General features: G+C 41.5%; 17 protein-coding genes and 1 riboswitch. Of the genes, 13 read left to right on the forward strand and 4 right to left on the reverse strand.

Features of this window, described 5'->3' with window-relative positions:
- Window positions 1-12 precede the first annotated feature (12 nt).
- The gene (locus MHI60_RS12580; protein ID WP_095409346.1) at window positions 13-807 is read left to right on the forward strand and encodes a prolyl oligopeptidase family serine peptidase; all 795 of its coding nucleotides are present in this window, start codon (window positions 13-15) and stop codon (window positions 805-807) included.
- Window positions 808-846: 39 nt separating this feature from the next.
- A complete protein-coding gene (locus MHI60_RS12585) occupies window positions 847-1,089 on the forward strand; it encodes a DUF2584 domain-containing protein (RefSeq protein ID WP_025092385.1) in 243 nt (80 codons plus the stop codon).
- 43 nt (window positions 1,090-1,132) lie between these two features.
- Here the strand turns inward: MHI60_RS12585 and pckA are convergent, their stop codons facing one another.
- Window positions 1,133-2,719 carry a phosphoenolpyruvate carboxykinase (ATP) gene (pckA, locus tag MHI60_RS12590; protein WP_144471462.1) on the reverse strand — a complete coding sequence of 529 codons (1,587 nt, stop codon included), beginning with the start codon at window positions 2,717-2,719 and terminating at the stop codon, window positions 1,133-1,135.
- A 226-nt stretch (window positions 2,720-2,945) separates the two neighbouring features.
- Window positions 2,946-3,080, forward strand: a riboswitch (SAM riboswitch).
- Between the two features lie 195 nt (window positions 3,081-3,275).
- Here pckA and metK point away from each other — a divergent pair.
- Both metK and asnB read left to right on the forward strand, forming a co-directional pair.
- The gene (metK, locus tag MHI60_RS12595; protein WP_095409345.1) at window positions 3,276-4,478 is read left to right on the forward strand and encodes a methionine adenosyltransferase; all 1,203 of its coding nucleotides are present in this window, start codon (window positions 3,276-3,278) and stop codon (window positions 4,476-4,478) included.
- Between the two features lie 148 nt (window positions 4,479-4,626).
- Window positions 4,627-6,525: an asparagine synthase (glutamine-hydrolyzing) gene (gene asnB, locus MHI60_RS12600; RefSeq protein WP_144471460.1), complete on the forward strand. Its 1,899-nt coding sequence runs from the start codon at window positions 4,627-4,629 to the stop codon at window positions 6,523-6,525.
- 142 nt (window positions 6,526-6,667) lie between these two features.
- Here the strand turns inward: asnB and MHI60_RS12605 are convergent, their stop codons facing one another.
- Window positions 6,668-7,183, reverse strand: coding sequence for a gamma carbonic anhydrase family protein (locus MHI60_RS12605; RefSeq protein WP_024426216.1), 516 nt, complete (start codon window positions 7,181-7,183; stop codon window positions 6,668-6,670).
- A 45-nt stretch (window positions 7,184-7,228) separates the two neighbouring features.
- Here MHI60_RS12605 and MHI60_RS12610 point away from each other — a divergent pair, with 45 nt between their 5' ends.
- Window positions 7,229-8,008 (forward strand): alpha/beta hydrolase, encoded by a 780-nt coding sequence (locus MHI60_RS12610; protein ID WP_024424906.1) that lies wholly within the window; start codon window positions 7,229-7,231, stop codon window positions 8,006-8,008.
- A 30-nt stretch (window positions 8,009-8,038) separates the two neighbouring features.
- Window positions 8,039-9,118: a tetraprenyl-beta-curcumene synthase family protein gene (locus MHI60_RS12615; RefSeq protein ID WP_144471458.1), complete on the forward strand. Its 1,080-nt coding sequence runs from the start codon at window positions 8,039-8,041 to the stop codon at window positions 9,116-9,118.
- A gap of 180 nt (window positions 9,119-9,298) precedes the next feature.
- Here MHI60_RS12615 and MHI60_RS12620 read toward each other — a convergent pair whose 3' ends face one another.
- Complete coding sequence (locus tag MHI60_RS12620) at window positions 9,299-9,871, reverse strand: class I SAM-dependent methyltransferase (protein ID WP_111291867.1); 573 nt, start codon at window positions 9,869-9,871, stop codon at window positions 9,299-9,301.
- Window positions 9,868-10,833 (reverse strand): TIGR01212 family radical SAM protein, encoded by a 966-nt coding sequence (locus MHI60_RS12625; protein WP_017358356.1) that lies wholly within the window; start codon window positions 10,831-10,833, stop codon window positions 9,868-9,870. Before MHI60_RS12625 ends, MHI60_RS12620 begins: the two co-directional genes overlap by 4 nt.
- A 152-nt stretch (window positions 10,834-10,985) precedes the next feature.
- Here MHI60_RS12625 and MHI60_RS12630 point away from each other — a divergent pair, with 152 nt between their 5' ends.
- The 7 genes from MHI60_RS12630 (at window position 10,986) to MHI60_RS12660 (ending at window position 15,865) form a co-directional block, all read left to right on the forward strand.
- Window positions 10,986-11,261, forward strand: a complete 276-nt coding sequence (locus MHI60_RS12630; RefSeq protein ID WP_024424902.1) for a YtzC family protein — start codon at window positions 10,986-10,988, stop codon at window positions 11,259-11,261.
- Window positions 11,262-11,404: 143 nt separating this feature from the next.
- Window positions 11,405-11,584, forward strand: coding sequence for a hypothetical protein (locus MHI60_RS12635; protein ID WP_039180825.1), 180 nt, complete (start codon window positions 11,405-11,407; stop codon window positions 11,582-11,584).
- A 17-nt stretch (window positions 11,585-11,601) separates the two neighbouring features.
- Window positions 11,602-11,994 carry a GntR family transcriptional regulator gene (locus MHI60_RS12640; RefSeq protein WP_144471456.1) on the forward strand — a complete coding sequence of 131 codons (393 nt, stop codon included), beginning with the start codon at window positions 11,602-11,604 and terminating at the stop codon, window positions 11,992-11,994.
- Complete coding sequence (locus tag MHI60_RS12645; RefSeq protein ID WP_048239150.1) at window positions 11,987-12,865, forward strand: ABC transporter ATP-binding protein; 879 nt, start codon at window positions 11,987-11,989, stop codon at window positions 12,863-12,865. The genes MHI60_RS12640 and MHI60_RS12645 overlap by 8 nt, the downstream gene beginning before the upstream one ends.
- On the forward strand, window positions 12,859-13,845 hold the full coding sequence (locus MHI60_RS12650; protein ID WP_095409341.1) for an ABC transporter permease subunit: 987 nt from the start codon (window positions 12,859-12,861) through the stop codon (window positions 13,843-13,845). The genes MHI60_RS12645 and MHI60_RS12650 overlap by 7 nt, the downstream gene beginning before the upstream one ends.
- A 21-nt stretch (window positions 13,846-13,866) precedes the next feature.
- Window positions 13,867-14,565 carry an ABC transporter ATP-binding protein gene (locus MHI60_RS12655; protein ID WP_095409340.1) on the forward strand — a complete coding sequence of 233 codons (699 nt, stop codon included), beginning with the start codon at window positions 13,867-13,869 and terminating at the stop codon, window positions 14,563-14,565.
- Window positions 14,555-15,865 carry an ABC transporter permease gene (locus MHI60_RS12660; protein ID WP_144485010.1) on the forward strand — a complete coding sequence of 437 codons (1,311 nt, stop codon included), beginning with the start codon at window positions 14,555-14,557 and terminating at the stop codon, window positions 15,863-15,865. The genes MHI60_RS12655 and MHI60_RS12660 overlap by 11 nt, the downstream gene beginning before the upstream one ends.
- The last annotated feature ends 56 nt before the right edge of the window (window positions 15,866-15,921 follow it).

Below are 15,921 nucleotides of genomic sequence, written 5' to 3' on the forward strand. Positions count from 1 at the left end.
GAGAGAAATAGAGTGATTGTGGAAAAAAGAAGGTTTCCGTCGCCCCATCCGCATATTCACTTATATACTGTGACCTATGAGGCAGATGGACTTCGGATGAAAGGGCTGCTCGCTGAACCGGCAGGAGAAGGTTTCTACGACGGCTTTTTGTATTTACGAGGCGGCATTAAAAATGTAGGGATGGTCAGACCTGGCCGGATTGTGCAATTTGCCGCGCAGGGCTTTGTCGTCTTTGCTCCCTTTTACCGAGGAAATCAGGGAGGCGAAGGGAACGAAGATTTTGCCGGAGAAGACCGAAAAGATGCGTTCGCTGCCTTTCAGCTGTTAAAGCAGCACAAAAAAGTGAAGAAGGATCGCATTCATATCTTTGGTTTTTCGCGAGGCGGTATTATGGGTATTTGGACCGCTGTTGAAATGAAAGAGGAGGCAGCTTCCTTTGTCACATGGGGAGGCGTCAGTGACATGAAACTGACTTATGAAGAGCGTGTAGATATGAGACGGATGATGAAGCGTGTGATTGGCGGCCCGCCGCATAAGGTGCCAGAGGCATATGAGAACAGAACCCCTTTAAATGTTGTGGATCAAATTGAAGCACCTGTCCTCATCATCCACGGAGAAGAAGATCAAAATGTATCGATTGAGCATGCGTATTTGTTAGAAGATGCGCTGCGCCAGCACGGGAAGTCCGTGGAGACATGGTATTTCCACGGATACAACCACTACTTCCCGCCGCAGCATAATCGAGAAATTGTGAGAAGGCTGACCACATGGATGCACAGCCGAAAAAGCGGAAATGTGGTAAAATAAGCAGTATAACGAAATATAGAAAGTAGGGGGATTTTCATTATGGGAATGCCTGTTGAATTTAATACAATGATTGTCACAAAGGGAAAAGAGACAAGAATTGAAGAAAATGTATTTGAACTCATGAAGGATGGATACCGCATTTATCCATTAAATATTCCACTTGAGGTGCGCAAAACGAAAGACGGAGAAAAAACAGGGACAGCACATGTTGAAAAGCTGGAGCTGACAGACAATGTCACGAAGGTGACGTACCGTCTTGTATCATTACATTCAACAAACTAAAAAAAAGCTGAGGGATTGAATCTCCTCAGCTTTTTTCATTTGGTTAGACGAGTGGTCCGCCTTTGGCTTCAATATCACTTGCCGCGTGGCTGAATTTTTGGAAGTTCTTTTTAAATTCATTGGCAAGGAAGTGTGCTTTTTCTTGATAAGCCTCTTGATCACCCCATGTTTTAGCAGGTTGAAGCACTTCATCTGGTACACCAGGAATATGAAGCGGGATGTGTAATCCAAAGATGTCATCAGTGATCATCTCGGCATTGTCAAGGTCACCTTCGATTGCTGCCTGGACCATTGCTCTTGTATGAGCGAGATTCATTCGTTTGCCTGTACCATAGCCTCCGCCAGTCCAGCCTGTATTCACAAGGAATACTTTAGCGCCGTGCTCATCAATCTTTTTGCCAAGCATTTCAGCATAGACGTGAGCTGGAAGCGGGAGGAATGGTGAACCGAAGCAAGTAGAGAATGTCGTTTCTGGTGATGTGACGCCGCGCTCAGTTCCAGCTAATTTACTTGTGTACCCGCTCAAGAAATGGTACATTGCCTGTTCTTTTGTTAAACGGCTGATTGGAGGTAATACGCCAAACGCATCAGCTGTTAAGAAGACAATGGCAGATGGATGTCCTGCGATACTTGGTTTCACGATGTTATCAATCATTTCGATTGGGTAAGCAGCGCGTGTATTTTCAGTAAAGAATGTATCATCGTAATCCGCTTCACGTGTTTCTTCATCAAGCACAACGTTTTCAAGAACTGATCCGAAGCTGATCGCTTTGTAGATCTGTGGTTCTTTTTCTTCACTTAAGTTCACACATTTCGCATAGCATCCGCCCTCGATATTGAAGACACCTGTGCCAGACCAGCCGTGTTCGTCGTCTCCGATCAGCTTGCGGCTTGCGCTTGCAGAAAGCGTCGTTTTCCCAGTGCCTGAAAGTCCGAAGAATAAGGCTACATCGCCTTCTTGACCTACGTTTGCTGAACAGTGCATAGATAAAATATCTTGCTCAGGAAGCAGGTAGTTCATCACAGAGAAAATGGACTTTTTCATCTCTCCTGCATATTCGGTTCCACCGATAAGAATCGTACGTTTTTCAAAAGAAACGATGATAAACGTTTCAGAGTTTGTGCCATCTGTTGCAGGATCCGCTTTAAAGTGCGGTGCAGATAAGATGGTGAAAGGTTTTTCGTTTGAAGAAGGTGTTGATCCATCAGGTCGGATGAATAGCTGCTTGGCAAAAAGATTGTGCCATGCGAATTCGTTTACAACTGTAATCGGCATACGGTATCTTTCATCAGCTCCGGCAAATCCTTCAAAAACGAATAGTTCATCACGTTCTTTTAAGTATGACACAACCTTTGTATATAAACGGTCAAATGCTTCTTTGGAGATCGGCTGGTTGACTTGACCCCAATCGATTTTATGTTCAGAGCTTTCTTCTTTGACGATAAATTTATCTTTAGGCGAACGTCCTGTGTAGGCTCCGGTTGTGGCGCGGACAGCTCCTGTTGATGTTAAAACGCCTTCATTACGTGCCAAAATCTTTTCAACAAGTTTCGGAACAGATAAATTTTGGTGCGTATTTTCTAATGAGAGCAATGACTGCAAATCTTCTTTTAAATCCACTGAGTTCATAAAAAAACCCTTCCTTTACCGTTGAATTTGTTTGTTTCGATTAGTATAACACATTAATAATAATAGTCTATACTATTTAAAAATTTTTGTGTGTGTTTTTTCATTTCTGCTATGAAAATATGCTTTTTGGTGATGCTAATGGTGAGGAGAAAAAAGAGGGAGATAATTCTTATGAAGCATTGACATGACGCAAGGGTTTAAGATAAGATATCTTATTGAACGGATACTCTTATCCCGAGTTGGTGGAGGGACAGGCCCGATGAAGCCCAGCAACCGGTTTCTTATGAAAAAGGCATGAAAATGCTGAGAAACCAAGGTGCTAACCTGATGCAAGGTACAAGAACACCTTGAGCGATAAGAGTGAAAGGCATGCGATCTCAGACCCTTTCCTCGCAATGAAGGAAATGGTTTTTTTATTTTTGGGATATCATATGAACAAATTGCCAATAACATCTCTAATATAAACGTTTTTAAATATAAGAGGGAACGAGTTCCGTATCATATTGGAGGCCTCATCTTGGGATGATGTGGTCTTGTACAGGAGGAAATAGCCATTATGAGTCAAAATCGTCGTTTATTTACTTCAGAATCAGTGACGGAAGGACATCCGGATAAAATCTGTGATCAAATTTCAGACAGCATTTTGGATGAAATTTTAAAGAAAGATCCAAATGCACGTGTTGCCTGTGAAACTTCTGTTACAACCGGTCTCGTATTAGTAAGCGGTGAAATTACAACGTCTACTTATGTCGATATTCCAAAGACGGTGCGTGACACAATTAAGGAAATTGGCTACACGCGTGCGAAATATGGTTTTGATGCGGAAACATGTGCGGTACTTACATCAATTGATGAACAGTCTGCTGATATTGCGCAAGGCGTAGACAAAGCGCTTGAAGCACGTGAAGGAACAATGACTGAAGAAGAAATTGATGCGATTGGTGCAGGTGACCAAGGTTTGATGTTTGGTTTTGCTAACAACGAAACCGAAGAACTCATGCCGCTGCCGATTTCATTAGCGCATAAATTATCTCGCCGTTTAACAGAAGTACGCAAGGATCAAACACTTGCATACCTTCGTCCAGACGGAAAAACACAAGTCACAGTTGAATATGATGAGCAAAACAAACCAGTTCGTATTGACACAGTGGTTATTTCTACGCAACATGCACCAGAAGTGACGCTTGAACAAATTCAAAGTGACTTAAAAGAGCATGTCATCAGCCCTGTCGTTCCAAGTGAACTGATTGATGAACAGACAAAATACTTTATTAACCCAACTGGCCGTTTCGTCATCGGTGGACCTCAAGGGGATGCTGGTTTAACTGGACGTAAAATCATCGTTGATACGTATGGCGGATACGCTCGTCATGGCGGTGGAGCTTTCTCAGGTAAGGACGCAACGAAGGTTGACCGTTCTGCGGCATACGCTGCTCGTTACGTAGCGAAAAACATCGTAGCTGCCGGCCTTGCAGATTCTTGTGAAGTACAGCTTGCTTATGCAATTGGTGTTGCACAGCCTGTATCGATTTCAATTGATACATTCGGAACAGGAAAAGCTTCTGAAGAAAAATTAATTGAAGTGGTTCGTGCAAACTTTGATCTTCGTCCAGCTGGCATTATTAAAATGCTTGACCTGCGTCGTCCGATCTACAAGCAAACAGCTGCATACGGACATTTCGGCCGTCACGACTTAGATCTTCCGTGGGAAAAAACGGATAAAGCCGATACACTTCGCAAAGAAGCATTGGGACAATAACAACATAGAAAACCGCTTATTTTAAGCGGTTTTCCTTTTGATTAAAAAAAAATCTGCAAAAAGCGAAAAAATGTGAAACAAAATCGGACAAAATACTGTCTAATTATAGGTCTACTTTTAAGAAATAACATAACGTGGAGGCAATAATATGTGTGGGTTTGTTGGTGTATTTAATCACCGTCCATTGTCCGAAACTACTGAACAGGAAGAGCTAATTAAACAAATGAATCGTCTCATCGTTCATCGCGGTCCGGATGATGAGGGTTACTTTCATGATGAGCATGTAGGATTTGGATTTAGACGTTTAAGTATTATAGATGTTGAGCACGGAAAGCAGCCGCTTTCTTATGAAGATGAAAAGTATTGGATTATTTTCAACGGTGAAATTTATAACTATGTGGAGCTGAAGGAAGAGCTTGTGAAAAAGGGCTATACGTTCAGCACAGACTCTGATACAGAAGTACTTCTTGCCACATACCGTCATTATAAAGAAGAAGCGGCTTCTAAGCTTCGCGGCATGTTTGCATTTTTAATTTGGGATAAAGAAGCGCAATTATTATATGGCGCAAGAGATCCTTTTGGCATCAAACCGCTTTATTTTACACAAATGGATGAGCAAGTGTACTTTGCGTCTGAACGCAAAAGCTTGATGGCAGTAAGCGAGAACATTTTATTTGATGAGACATCCTTGCAGCAATACATGTCATTCCAGTTCGTACCTGAGCCAAATACACTTGATCAAAAGGTGCACAAAGTAGAGCCTGGTCATCAGTTTACTTTACGCCCAGGACAGGAGATTGAATTTAAGACTTACTGGAAAGTTCAATTTAAGCCTGAGCAAACACAAGAACAGAAGCTGATTGAAGAAGTACGCGATGCAATCTATGATTCTGTGAAAGTTCACATGAGAAGTGATGTTCCTGTTGGTTCATTCCTATCAGGTGGTATCGATTCTTCTTTCATCGTATCTGTTGCAAAGGAATTTCATCCTGAGCTGAAGACGTTCTCTGTTGGCTTCCAGCAGGACGGTTTTAGTGAAGTAGATGTGGCGAAGGAAACGGCTGATAAGCTTGGCTTACAAAACTTCAGCGCTGTGATTTCTCCTGAGGAATATATGAATGAGCTTCCGAAGATTGTCTGGCATTTAGATGATCCTTTAGCTGATCCGGCGGCGATTCCTTTGTATTTCGTGGCAAAGGAAGCGAAGAAACAAGTGACGGTGGTTCTTTCTGGTGAGGGAGCAGACGAGCTGTTCGGTGGATATAATATTTACCGTGAGCCGCTTTCTCTTAAACCATTTGAATCTGTTCCATCTATGCTGAAAAAGCTTCTTCTTCGTCTGGCGCGCTTAATGCCAGAAGGAATGAAAGGAAAAAGCTTTATCGTCCGCGGCTGTACACCATTAGAGGAACGTTATATCGGTAATGCGAAAATCTTTGAAGAGCCAGTAAAGAAAAACCTCTTAAAGCAGTATGATCCGAACATTACGTATCGTGATGTGACGAAGACATACTTCGAGGAAAGTGCAGGCTACAGTGATATTAACAAAATGCAATATGTTGATATCCATACGTGGATGCGCGGAGACATCTTACTGAAAGCAGATAAGATGACAATGGCGAATTCTCTTGAGCTTCGTGTTCCATTCCTTGATAAGGTCGTATTTGAAGCGGCTTCTAAAATTCCAGAAGAGCTGAAAACAAAAGATGGCACAACGAAATATTTATTGCGTAAAGCAGCAGAAGGCATTGTGCCTGACCATGTGTTAAACCGCAAGAAGCTTGGCTTCCCTGTTCCAATTCGTCATTGGCTGAAAAATGAGATGAACGCTTGGGCGAAAGACATCATTAAAAACAGTCAAACAGACGAATATATTAACAAAGAGTATGTGCTTGATTTGTTAAATGAACATTGTGCTGGTAAAGCAGATCATAGCCGTAAGATTTGGACTGTCCTCATCTTTATGATTTGGCACAGTATTTACGTAGAGCGCAGTATTGATCCAGAGCAATTGAATCATCAACCGAAAGAAGTCATCTTTAGTTAATGAAAAAAGGTTTTCAGCTTTGTGCTGAAAACCTTTTTTGTCATGATAGAAAGTGGCGGAAAAGGGTAAAATAACAAGCGGTTCATAGTTATTGCTTAATATCCTGAAAAAAACATGATAAAGTGAAGATACACGTATGATGTTAACGAGATAAAAGGGAACGATAGTATTGTCCTTTTTCTACATATTCTCTGCGGATTCGGTCCATGTCTTGGATATCTTCATCTGTTAACAGCCGAACGACCTTGGCTGGACGGCCAAAAGCGAGTGATCCTTTTGGGATGACCTTTCCTTGAGGGACAAGACTTCCTGCACCGATAAAGGCGCCTTCGCCAATCTCCGCACCATCGAGAATGATAGACCCCATGCCAATGAGGGCATTTTTTCGAATGATTGAGCTATGTAATGTGACTTGGTGTCCAATGGTAGCACCATCTTCAATAAGAAGTGTTTTTCCAGGACTTTGATGCAGGCACGATAAATCTTGAATGTTGACGTTCTTTCCAATTCTCACAGGTGCAACATCGCCTCTAATGACGGTTTGGAACCACACGCTCGAATATTCTCCAATTGTGACATCACCGGTAATGGTGGCGTTATCTGCGACAAAGACCGATTCATGAATCTCAGGTGTAAACTGATGATATGGATAAATCACTTTTTCGACTTCCTTTCTTAATACAACATTTGTGAGGTGTTTACTTTGTGGACTTGGCATGCTGAAAGACCAGTTGGTACAATTGTGATTGTACATGGTGCGAGTGAATATCACGGCCGATATAAATGGCTGATTGAAATGTGGCGGAATGCAGGCTATCACGTCGTCATGGGTGACTTGCCTGGGCAAGGAACATCGACACGTGCGCGAGGCCACATTCGTTCGTTTCAAGAATACATTGATACAGTCGATGAATGGATCGAACACGCGAAATCATTCAGGCTTCCTACTTTTTTACTTGGACACAGTATGGGTGGACTCATTTCAATTGAGTGGATGAAGCAGTATACCCATACAAAGTTGAATGGCCTTATTTTATCATCACCTTGTTTAGGTCTGCAATTTAAACCGAAGAAGCTGATGGATTTTGCGTCAAAAGGTCTAAATGTGCTAGCACCGTCTTTTAAAGTGGAATCAGGGCTGTCGATTGAACTAGCCACACGAAATCAGGCGGTCATTGAGGCAGACTCAAATGATTCTCTTTACGTGACAAAGGTGTCGGTTCGCTGGTATCGAGAGCTGATCAAAAATATCGATGCGGCGATGCAGCCGACGAATGTCTTTAAATCGATCCCGCTCCTTTTAATGCAGGCGGGTGATGATAAGATCGTCGATAAAACGAGGGTGATCAAATGGTTCAATGGCATAGAATCAACCAATAAATCATACCGTGAATGGGAAGAGCTGTATCACGAAATTTTTAATGAACCAGAAAGAGAAGATGTGTTTAAGGCGGCAAGAGCCTTTACAGATCAATATATTTGATTGTGAGCTTTAAGTTGGGGGTGGAGTGATTTGTCAGTACCAGAGCGTCCTTTTGCACTGATGACAAAAGTGTATAAAGATATTTTTCCGCTTGTTCATCAGGAGCTGAAAAAGTGGCGGGCTCATGCAGAATTGATTGAAAATGAAGAACTGAGAACGCAGGCACTAGCGAGCATATCTAGTAAAACTTTTCACTGTGAAGGCGGAGGCATTTTATCTCTTCTAGCAGGTGAAGAGAAAGAAACGTGTATTGAATTTATTGTGGCGTACCAAACCATCAGTGATTACTTAGATAATCTATGTGACCGCAGCACGTCGCTTGATCCAAAGGATTTTCATATGCTGCATCAAGCGATGAGAGATTCGCTTGATATTCATGCTGAGCTCAAGCCATACTATCAATTCCGTGAGGATCAAGAGGATCATGGATATTTACATGCGCTTGTCCGCACATGTCAAGACGTGCTTACGCGCCTTGAGCATTATCCAATCATTCAGCCATATTTACATACGCTGTGTGATTACTATAGTGATCTGCAAGTACATAAGCACGTTGTTCCTCATGAGCGTGTGCCAAGGCTAGAGTCGTGGTTCCGCCAATATGAAAAGGATTTGCCGAAGATGGAATGGTATGAGTTTTCAGCTTGTGCAGGATCAACGTTAGGGATATTCTGTCTTGTGGCGTATGCGCTGCAGCCTGATTTTACAGAAAAGCAGGCGAAGCAAATTTATGAAAGCTATTTCCCTTATATTCAAGGTCTGCACATTTTACTCGATTATTTAATTGACCAAGAAGAGGACCGGCTTGGGGGAGATCTGAATTTTTGCTCATACTATGATTCTCATCATGAGATGATGGATAGACTTCAGCATTTTATCGAAAAAGCGGATGAGCAGCTGAAAGGTATTCCGCACGAAAACTTTCACAAATTGATTAACAGAGGATTACTGGCGGTCTATTTGTCCGATGAAAAAGTGACAGCCCAAAAAGAGATGAACAAGCTGGCAAAACGGCTCATCAAATCAAGCGGGAAAACATCGTTCTTTTTCTATATTAACGGAAGAGCTTATCGGACCTATCAGAAAATGCCTTGGATGAAATCATCATAAAAAAGCTCAAATCCATTAGGATTTGAGCTTCAGCGTGTAGACAAACCCTCGCATTCGGTGTCAGGTCTGCGCGCCGGTACTCACGAATGTCACATTCGCTCCGTTCCGGTGCTTGCCCGTTCCTAGGGCTGCAAAGGTTTTCTATCACGCTGAAAAGAAGAAAAAAAGCTAAAATGCACATCATTTTAGCTTTTTTTCAATAGCGACCACAAAAGGCGGGTCGTTTTGAATATTCATGTATTGATATGATAAAACTTGTACCTCTTCATGAGGCAGTGATCTGCAATAGTCGAGAAGCACTTCTTTTTCTCTTTTACCTTCGGGATGTCCGTGGTAGATCACAAGGACGATCAGACCTCCGGCTTTGAGCCATTCGAGGAGTTGATTGATCGCTTCAATGGTTGTATGAGCCTGAGTGGTGACGGCTTTGTCGCCTCCAGGCAGATACCCAAGGTTAAACACTGCACCAGATATATGTCCATAAACATCCTTCGGCAGATGATCCGCCAGTTTTTCATGTCCATCATGGATCAGGTGAACGTAAGGATATTGATCGCCAAGCCTTTTGCTTGTCTGCTGCAAGGCTTCCTCTTGCACGTCGAATGCAAACACTTGTCCATCAGTTCCTACAAGGTCAGCTAAATAGAGTGTATCGTGGCCGTTTCCCATTGTTGCATCTATGACGATGTCACCTTTTTGACACGCGCGTTCTAACAGCTCTTTACTAAAAGGAAGCATGCGTTTCAAAATCATTTGGCTGCTTCTTCCAATCTGACGAAACGTTTCCCTTGGTAGCTGTTCCGTCTTTCGAGCTCAGCATTAATGGCATTTAGCACTTCCCACTTGTTTACACTCCACATCGGACCAACCATTAATTCAATTGGGCCGTCGCCTGTAATACGGTGAATTATCATTTCTGGCGGCAGGATCTCCAGCTGATCACAAACAAGCTGAACATATTCCTCTTGGCTTAAAAACTCAAGCTTTCCTTTTTCATATTGCTTGACCATTGGGGTTCCTTTTAAAAGGTGAAGCAAATGAATTTTAATTCCTTGCACATCTAAATCCGCAACAGCTTTTGCTGTTTCCATCATCATGTCCCGATTTTCAAGAGGCAATCCGTTGATGATATGCGAGCAGACACGAATTCCGTGTTTTCGCAGTTTTTCTACACCTTCAACGTAGCATTCATAATCATGAGCACGGTTAATGAGCATAGCTGTCCGTTCGTGTACCGTTTGAAGACCAAGCTCTACCCACAGGTAAGTGCGCTCGTTTAATTCGGCTAAGTACTCCACTACGTCATCCGGTAGACAGTCAGGTCTTGTTGCAATGGATAGACCTACGACGCCATCCAAATTCATGACGGTTTCATATTTTTCTTTTAGGACAGGAAGCGGCGCGTGTGTGTTTGTATACGCCTGAAAATACGCCATGTATTTTCCGTCTTTCCATTTTGTATGCATCCGGTCTTTGATTTCGTTAAATTGAGTGATAAGATCATCAGCCCGGTTTCCTGCAAAATCACCAGATCCAGCGGCACTGCAAAATGTACAGCCGCCGTGGGCTACAGTACCATCACGGTTTGGACAGTCAAAGCCGCCGTCTAAGGCTACTTTAAATACTTTATGACCAAAGTGTTCACGCAAATGATAATTCCATGTGTGATAACGTTTTTCGCTGTTTGAATATAAAAAAGGGTTATGCTGATCCAAGTCAGTAACCTCCTTGCATAATAATAGGCATCCTTAAAGTTTAACAAAAATCACGAAGGAGGACAATTGAATCTGTCCAACATTTTCTTTAGTGAAAAAGCTTTACATGGGCAAAATAGGCGGGAGCAATGATGAAATGGAGGGAATGTAAGATGGCAACAAGGCAGTCGATCGATGAATTTATCCAAAAAAGTACTGAAACCCTTGAGTTTGCAAATGAACAATTTGATTTAAGCTCACGTCAGGAACATTATAATGAGGAAGAGTTTTCTAAAGCACAGCTCATGCTTGAGAATACGGTCAACGAATTAGAAAAATTAAAAGATGTCGCCAATGACCAGCAAAGAGAACGATTAGACAGGGCGCGTGTTCAAATTCAGAGCTTGCAAAATCAAATGATTTTAGGGATTTCTTACGATAATGAATGATGAACAGATCCTTCTTTTAAGGGTCTGTTTTTTATTTTTTTAATAAGTTATTGACTTTTATGTTGGGTGTCTATATTGTATTAAGTGTACTACATCAATTAATACACTATAGACACTTAAAAAGTGAAGAAAGGTGTTCAACCATGAAAAAAGAAAAAAAGCCAATTAATTTGAAGTGGATGGTGCTGGCTGTTGCGTTAGCATGTACATTTTTTTTCGTTCTCGTTTTCATTGGTTTTGAAGTTCAAAAAGATTTGATACCCAATTCAGTTCCTTTAATGCAAGGACATGAACAAGCGATAGGACTGCAAAAGCATGAATGAGGAAAGAGGGAGTCATCATGATTCAAATAGATCCAAGAAGCGCTGCGCCAATATATGAACAAATCATTGAGCAGCTCAAAATTTTATGTTTAAAAGGCGTGATGAAGCCTGGTGACAAACTGCCCTCTGTTAGAGAGCTCGCCACCATTATCATTGCCAACCCAAACACCGTCAGTAAAGCGTATAAAGAGCTTGAGCGGGAAGGGATTATTGAAACTCTGCGGGGCCGCGGTACGTATGTAACAGAAGGTGCTCAGTTAAAGCTGAATGAAGGGAAGGTGCTCCAGGTGAAAGAACAGTTAAGACAACTCATCATAGAAGCCCATCATGCTGGTATTGATATTCATCAGCTCAAGGAATGGCTAGAAGAGATCGGCTCAAGTCTAAAAGGAGGAAAACAAGTTGATTGAGGTCAGAAATGTATCGAAGAAATTAAATGGACGCGAAGTACTCAGCGACGTTTCCTTCAAAATAGGCGAAGGTGAGATCTTCGGTCTGCTTGGCCGTAATGGCTCTGGGAAAACGACACTTCTCAGATTGATTCAGCAAATTCTTCTTCCAGATGAAGGAGAGATTTATTTTAAAGACGTACTGGTGAGAGACCACCCTTTAGTAAAGCAAAATATTGTATACATGCCGGTCGTGAATCCTTACTTTGACAGATACAATTACGGACAGCTTGTCCAGCTGTTAAAGCATATTTATCCAAAGTTTGACGTGACCTATGCCAATGAGCTTGTGAACCGCTATGAAATTCCGGAAAAAGTGAAGTATCGTGAATTGTCGACAGGGTTAAAGAAACAGCTGTCATTAATTTTAAGCTTTGCCATCAAACCAGCGGTCATTTTATTAGATGAGCCGACTGATGGAATTGATGCCGTCACAAGAAATGACGTTCTTCAGCTGATGATTGACGAGGTGGCAGAACGACAAACAACGATTTTAATTACATCTCACCGCTTAGAGGATATTGAGCGCATGTGTAATCGAATTGGATTTTTAGAAGGAAATCAGCTCACAAGTGTCATGGATTTAGATGAATTAAAGAATGACTATGTCAAAATCCAAATGGCCTTTGAAGAAGATATGAACTTAAGTATTCGAAAAAATGGCGTGGCGATTTTGGATCAAGCGGGCGTTTTCTATACAGCGCTTGTTCTAAAAACCGACGTAGAGGCTAAAGAGTATTTGAAGTCACTGAAACCAAAAGTATGGCATGAACTGCCTGTGAATTTAGAAGAAGTGTTCATTGCGAAGTTTGGAGGGAAACGCAGATGGTAAAGCGGCAATTATTATATAAGGAGTGGAAGCAATCAGAGCTGACATTCATTTTAGTGATGCTTGTTGCTGCGCTTGCGACGCCCTTCGCATTTTTAATGGATTATTCTTCTTTTCAATCGTGTCTAAACGATACTGGGTGTATTGTCAATTCACCGCGTTTTTCATATTTCTTTAATACAGATGCTTTTCTCTCCCTTTCTTGGTTAATGGGGTTCTTCTTTGCTGTCATTCAGCTTGGATTTGAGAGAAATAAAGGGCATATGGACTTTACCTTATCTTTACCATTTAGTAGAAGTGCAATTTATCACACAAAGTTTTTCTTAGGTGCTGGAATCATTGCAGTCGTTCATGCCATTTCTTTTGTTCTTACTTATTTACTTATTTTAGGACTTAATCCAATGGAAACATCTGGTTTTCATAACGGTTATGTCATTTCGCTTGTAACCTCCTTGATGTTTTATAGTTTATTTTTTGCAGCGGGTACTTTAACTGGAAGTTCCATTTCACAAGCAATTGTTGGGTTCAGCACAGCTTTTTTACCCTTTTTAGTGATCGGATTACCGCTTCTTCATTTAGATATTATCATCAAGACAAGTGGTAGTTGGGTAGATAAGAGCTTCACGTATTTGTTAGTGCCTATGTCTCCAATTACTTATATTACAATGCACCCTTTCCAACCCGATTATCCTTATTGGTTCACGGGTGAAGAATTCATTATACCTATTGTCATGATGGTTCTGTTCTATCTAATTGGCTTAATTAGTTTTATAAAACATCCAATTGAAAGAAATGGCCGCTTCTTCCTTTACTCAAATATGGATAGACCGATTCAGATTATGGTCATTGTCTTCGGTGTTCTAGGGTTTGGGTGGTTTGGATTTGCTTCAGATAATTCCATATTTGGTTATATCGCTGGCATGCTCATCGGTGGAGTCGTAGGCGCCTTAACGAGTTATTTCTTAATCTATAGAAAAAGATAAACAGAGAGCAGGGGAGTAGAGATGATTCAGATTCAAGCATTAGATCATGTATTTAAAATTGGTAAAAAAGGCAGGGAAAATGAAATTCCTGTGCTGAAAGGGATTGACCTGTCCATCAAAAGAGGCGATATTGCTTGTATTGTGGGACGAAGTGGTTCGGGGAAATCCACCTTATTGAACTTAATATCGGGCTATATTACGCCAACGAGCGGACAAATTGTCATTGATGGCACCGATGTGACCGGCTTTAATGAAAAAGAATGGGCAGACTTTCGCTTAGACCACTTTGGCTTTATCTTTCAAAGCTTTCAATTGATCGGGAGCTTAACAACGTATGAGAATGTTGAACTTCCGCTCACTTTAAAAGGTGTGAAGCCGTCTGAACGAAAGGCAAAAGTAAAAGAAATGCTGAAACGAGTCGGACTTGAACATCACGCAGGACATTACCCAAATGAGCTGTCAGGCGGACAGCAGCAGCGTGTGAGTATTGCAAGAGCCTTGATTTTAAATCCATCTATTATTTTAGCGGATGAACCAACAGGTAGTCTGGATTCAGAAACTGAAGGAGAAATTCTAGCCTTTATCCAGCAGCTCAATCGTGAAAAAGGAATTACATTTGTCATCATTACACATGACGATGAAGTGGCTTCAATCGCAGACACAACGTTCCAGCTTCACGATGGTGTATTAAAGAAAGGGGAACAATCCATTGAAATTTAGAGATCAGGTCAAATTCATTAGAAGAAATATGAAGAAAAATAGATTGCGTGTGTTTATGACCATTCTTGCGACGACAATGGCATGCTCTTTCTTAATCGTTCTAGCGTCTGTCGGTTTTGGCCTGCAAAAATCAGCTCAAGATGAAATCATGAAGCAGCAAATCATCACAGAAATTAAAGTGTTAGGAAAAGAAAAAGGAGACGTTAAGATTGATGATTTAAAGAAATATGATCATGTGAAATCTGTCGTCTCAAGAACGGCGATCAATCCATCGGTTAACGTCGAGCTCGATGACCGTTCAAGTGAAACGCAGGCTGCTTTGACTGATATGAAAGAGGAAAAAGAAGCAGGGCTTGAACTAGACCGAGGAAAAGTTCCAACATCAGCGAACGAAATTGTGGTCGGGTATCATATGGCGCAGCAACTGTGGACAAAAAAAGAACGCGAAGCCTATGAAAAAGAATTAAACCAGACGTCAAATGGGGAAGAAACACCGAAGGAGCCTAAAGGCTACACGAAGGATATTTTAAATAAAGTAATTCAAATCAAAGTGCCAAAACTAAATGAAGAAGGTGAAGTCGTTAAAGAAAAAACATTTGATTTCCGTGTAGTAGGTGTTTTGAAAAAGCCGAATTTGGAGTGGCAGGAGGATCATAAAATTCTGATTCCGAATGCTTATGAAAAAGAATTTGGTCAAATACTCGACCTGTCTCCTGAAGCAGGAAATGTCGAGAAAATGACTTCTGTTTATGCAGATAAATTCGACAATGTCGGTACGCTCACGGATAAACTAACAGATGAGGGCTATCAAGTCATCTCTGTGACGAACCAGCTTGAAGGAATGGATATGTTCTTTACGGTCTTCAAAATTGGACTCATTTTTGTCGGATGTATTGCAGTCATTATTTCTGCCATCGGAATTTTCAATACGATGACCATGGCGGTAACAGAGCGAACACAAGAGATTGGGATTATGAAAGCCATTGGCGCGAATCCATCCATTATCAAGCGAATGTTCCTAATGGAAAGTGCTTATATTGGAGTAATCGGATCAATCATCGGTATTATCATCTCATATTTGATTAGTTTCGCCGTTAATTTGATCATCCCAGCCATTTTGTCGTCCATGTCTGAGGGAGGATCAAGCGATCAATTCTCGATTACTTTTTCCTATATTCCACTCAGCCTTGTCATTACAGCGACAGTGATCAGCGCAGGGGTAGCGATCATCTCAGGGCTTAACCCGGCACGTAAGGCAACAAAAACGAATGTATTAGCAGCTTTAAGAAGAGAAATCTAAAAAAAGAACCTCCTGGAAACCCGATCGGGCGCACAGGAGGTTCTTTTTTATCTTAA

Source organism: Bacillus sp. FSL K6-3200, from assembly GCF_038630485.1.
GTDB classification, from domain to species: domain Bacteria; phylum Bacillota; class Bacilli; order Bacillales; family Bacillaceae; genus Bacillus; species Bacillus safensis.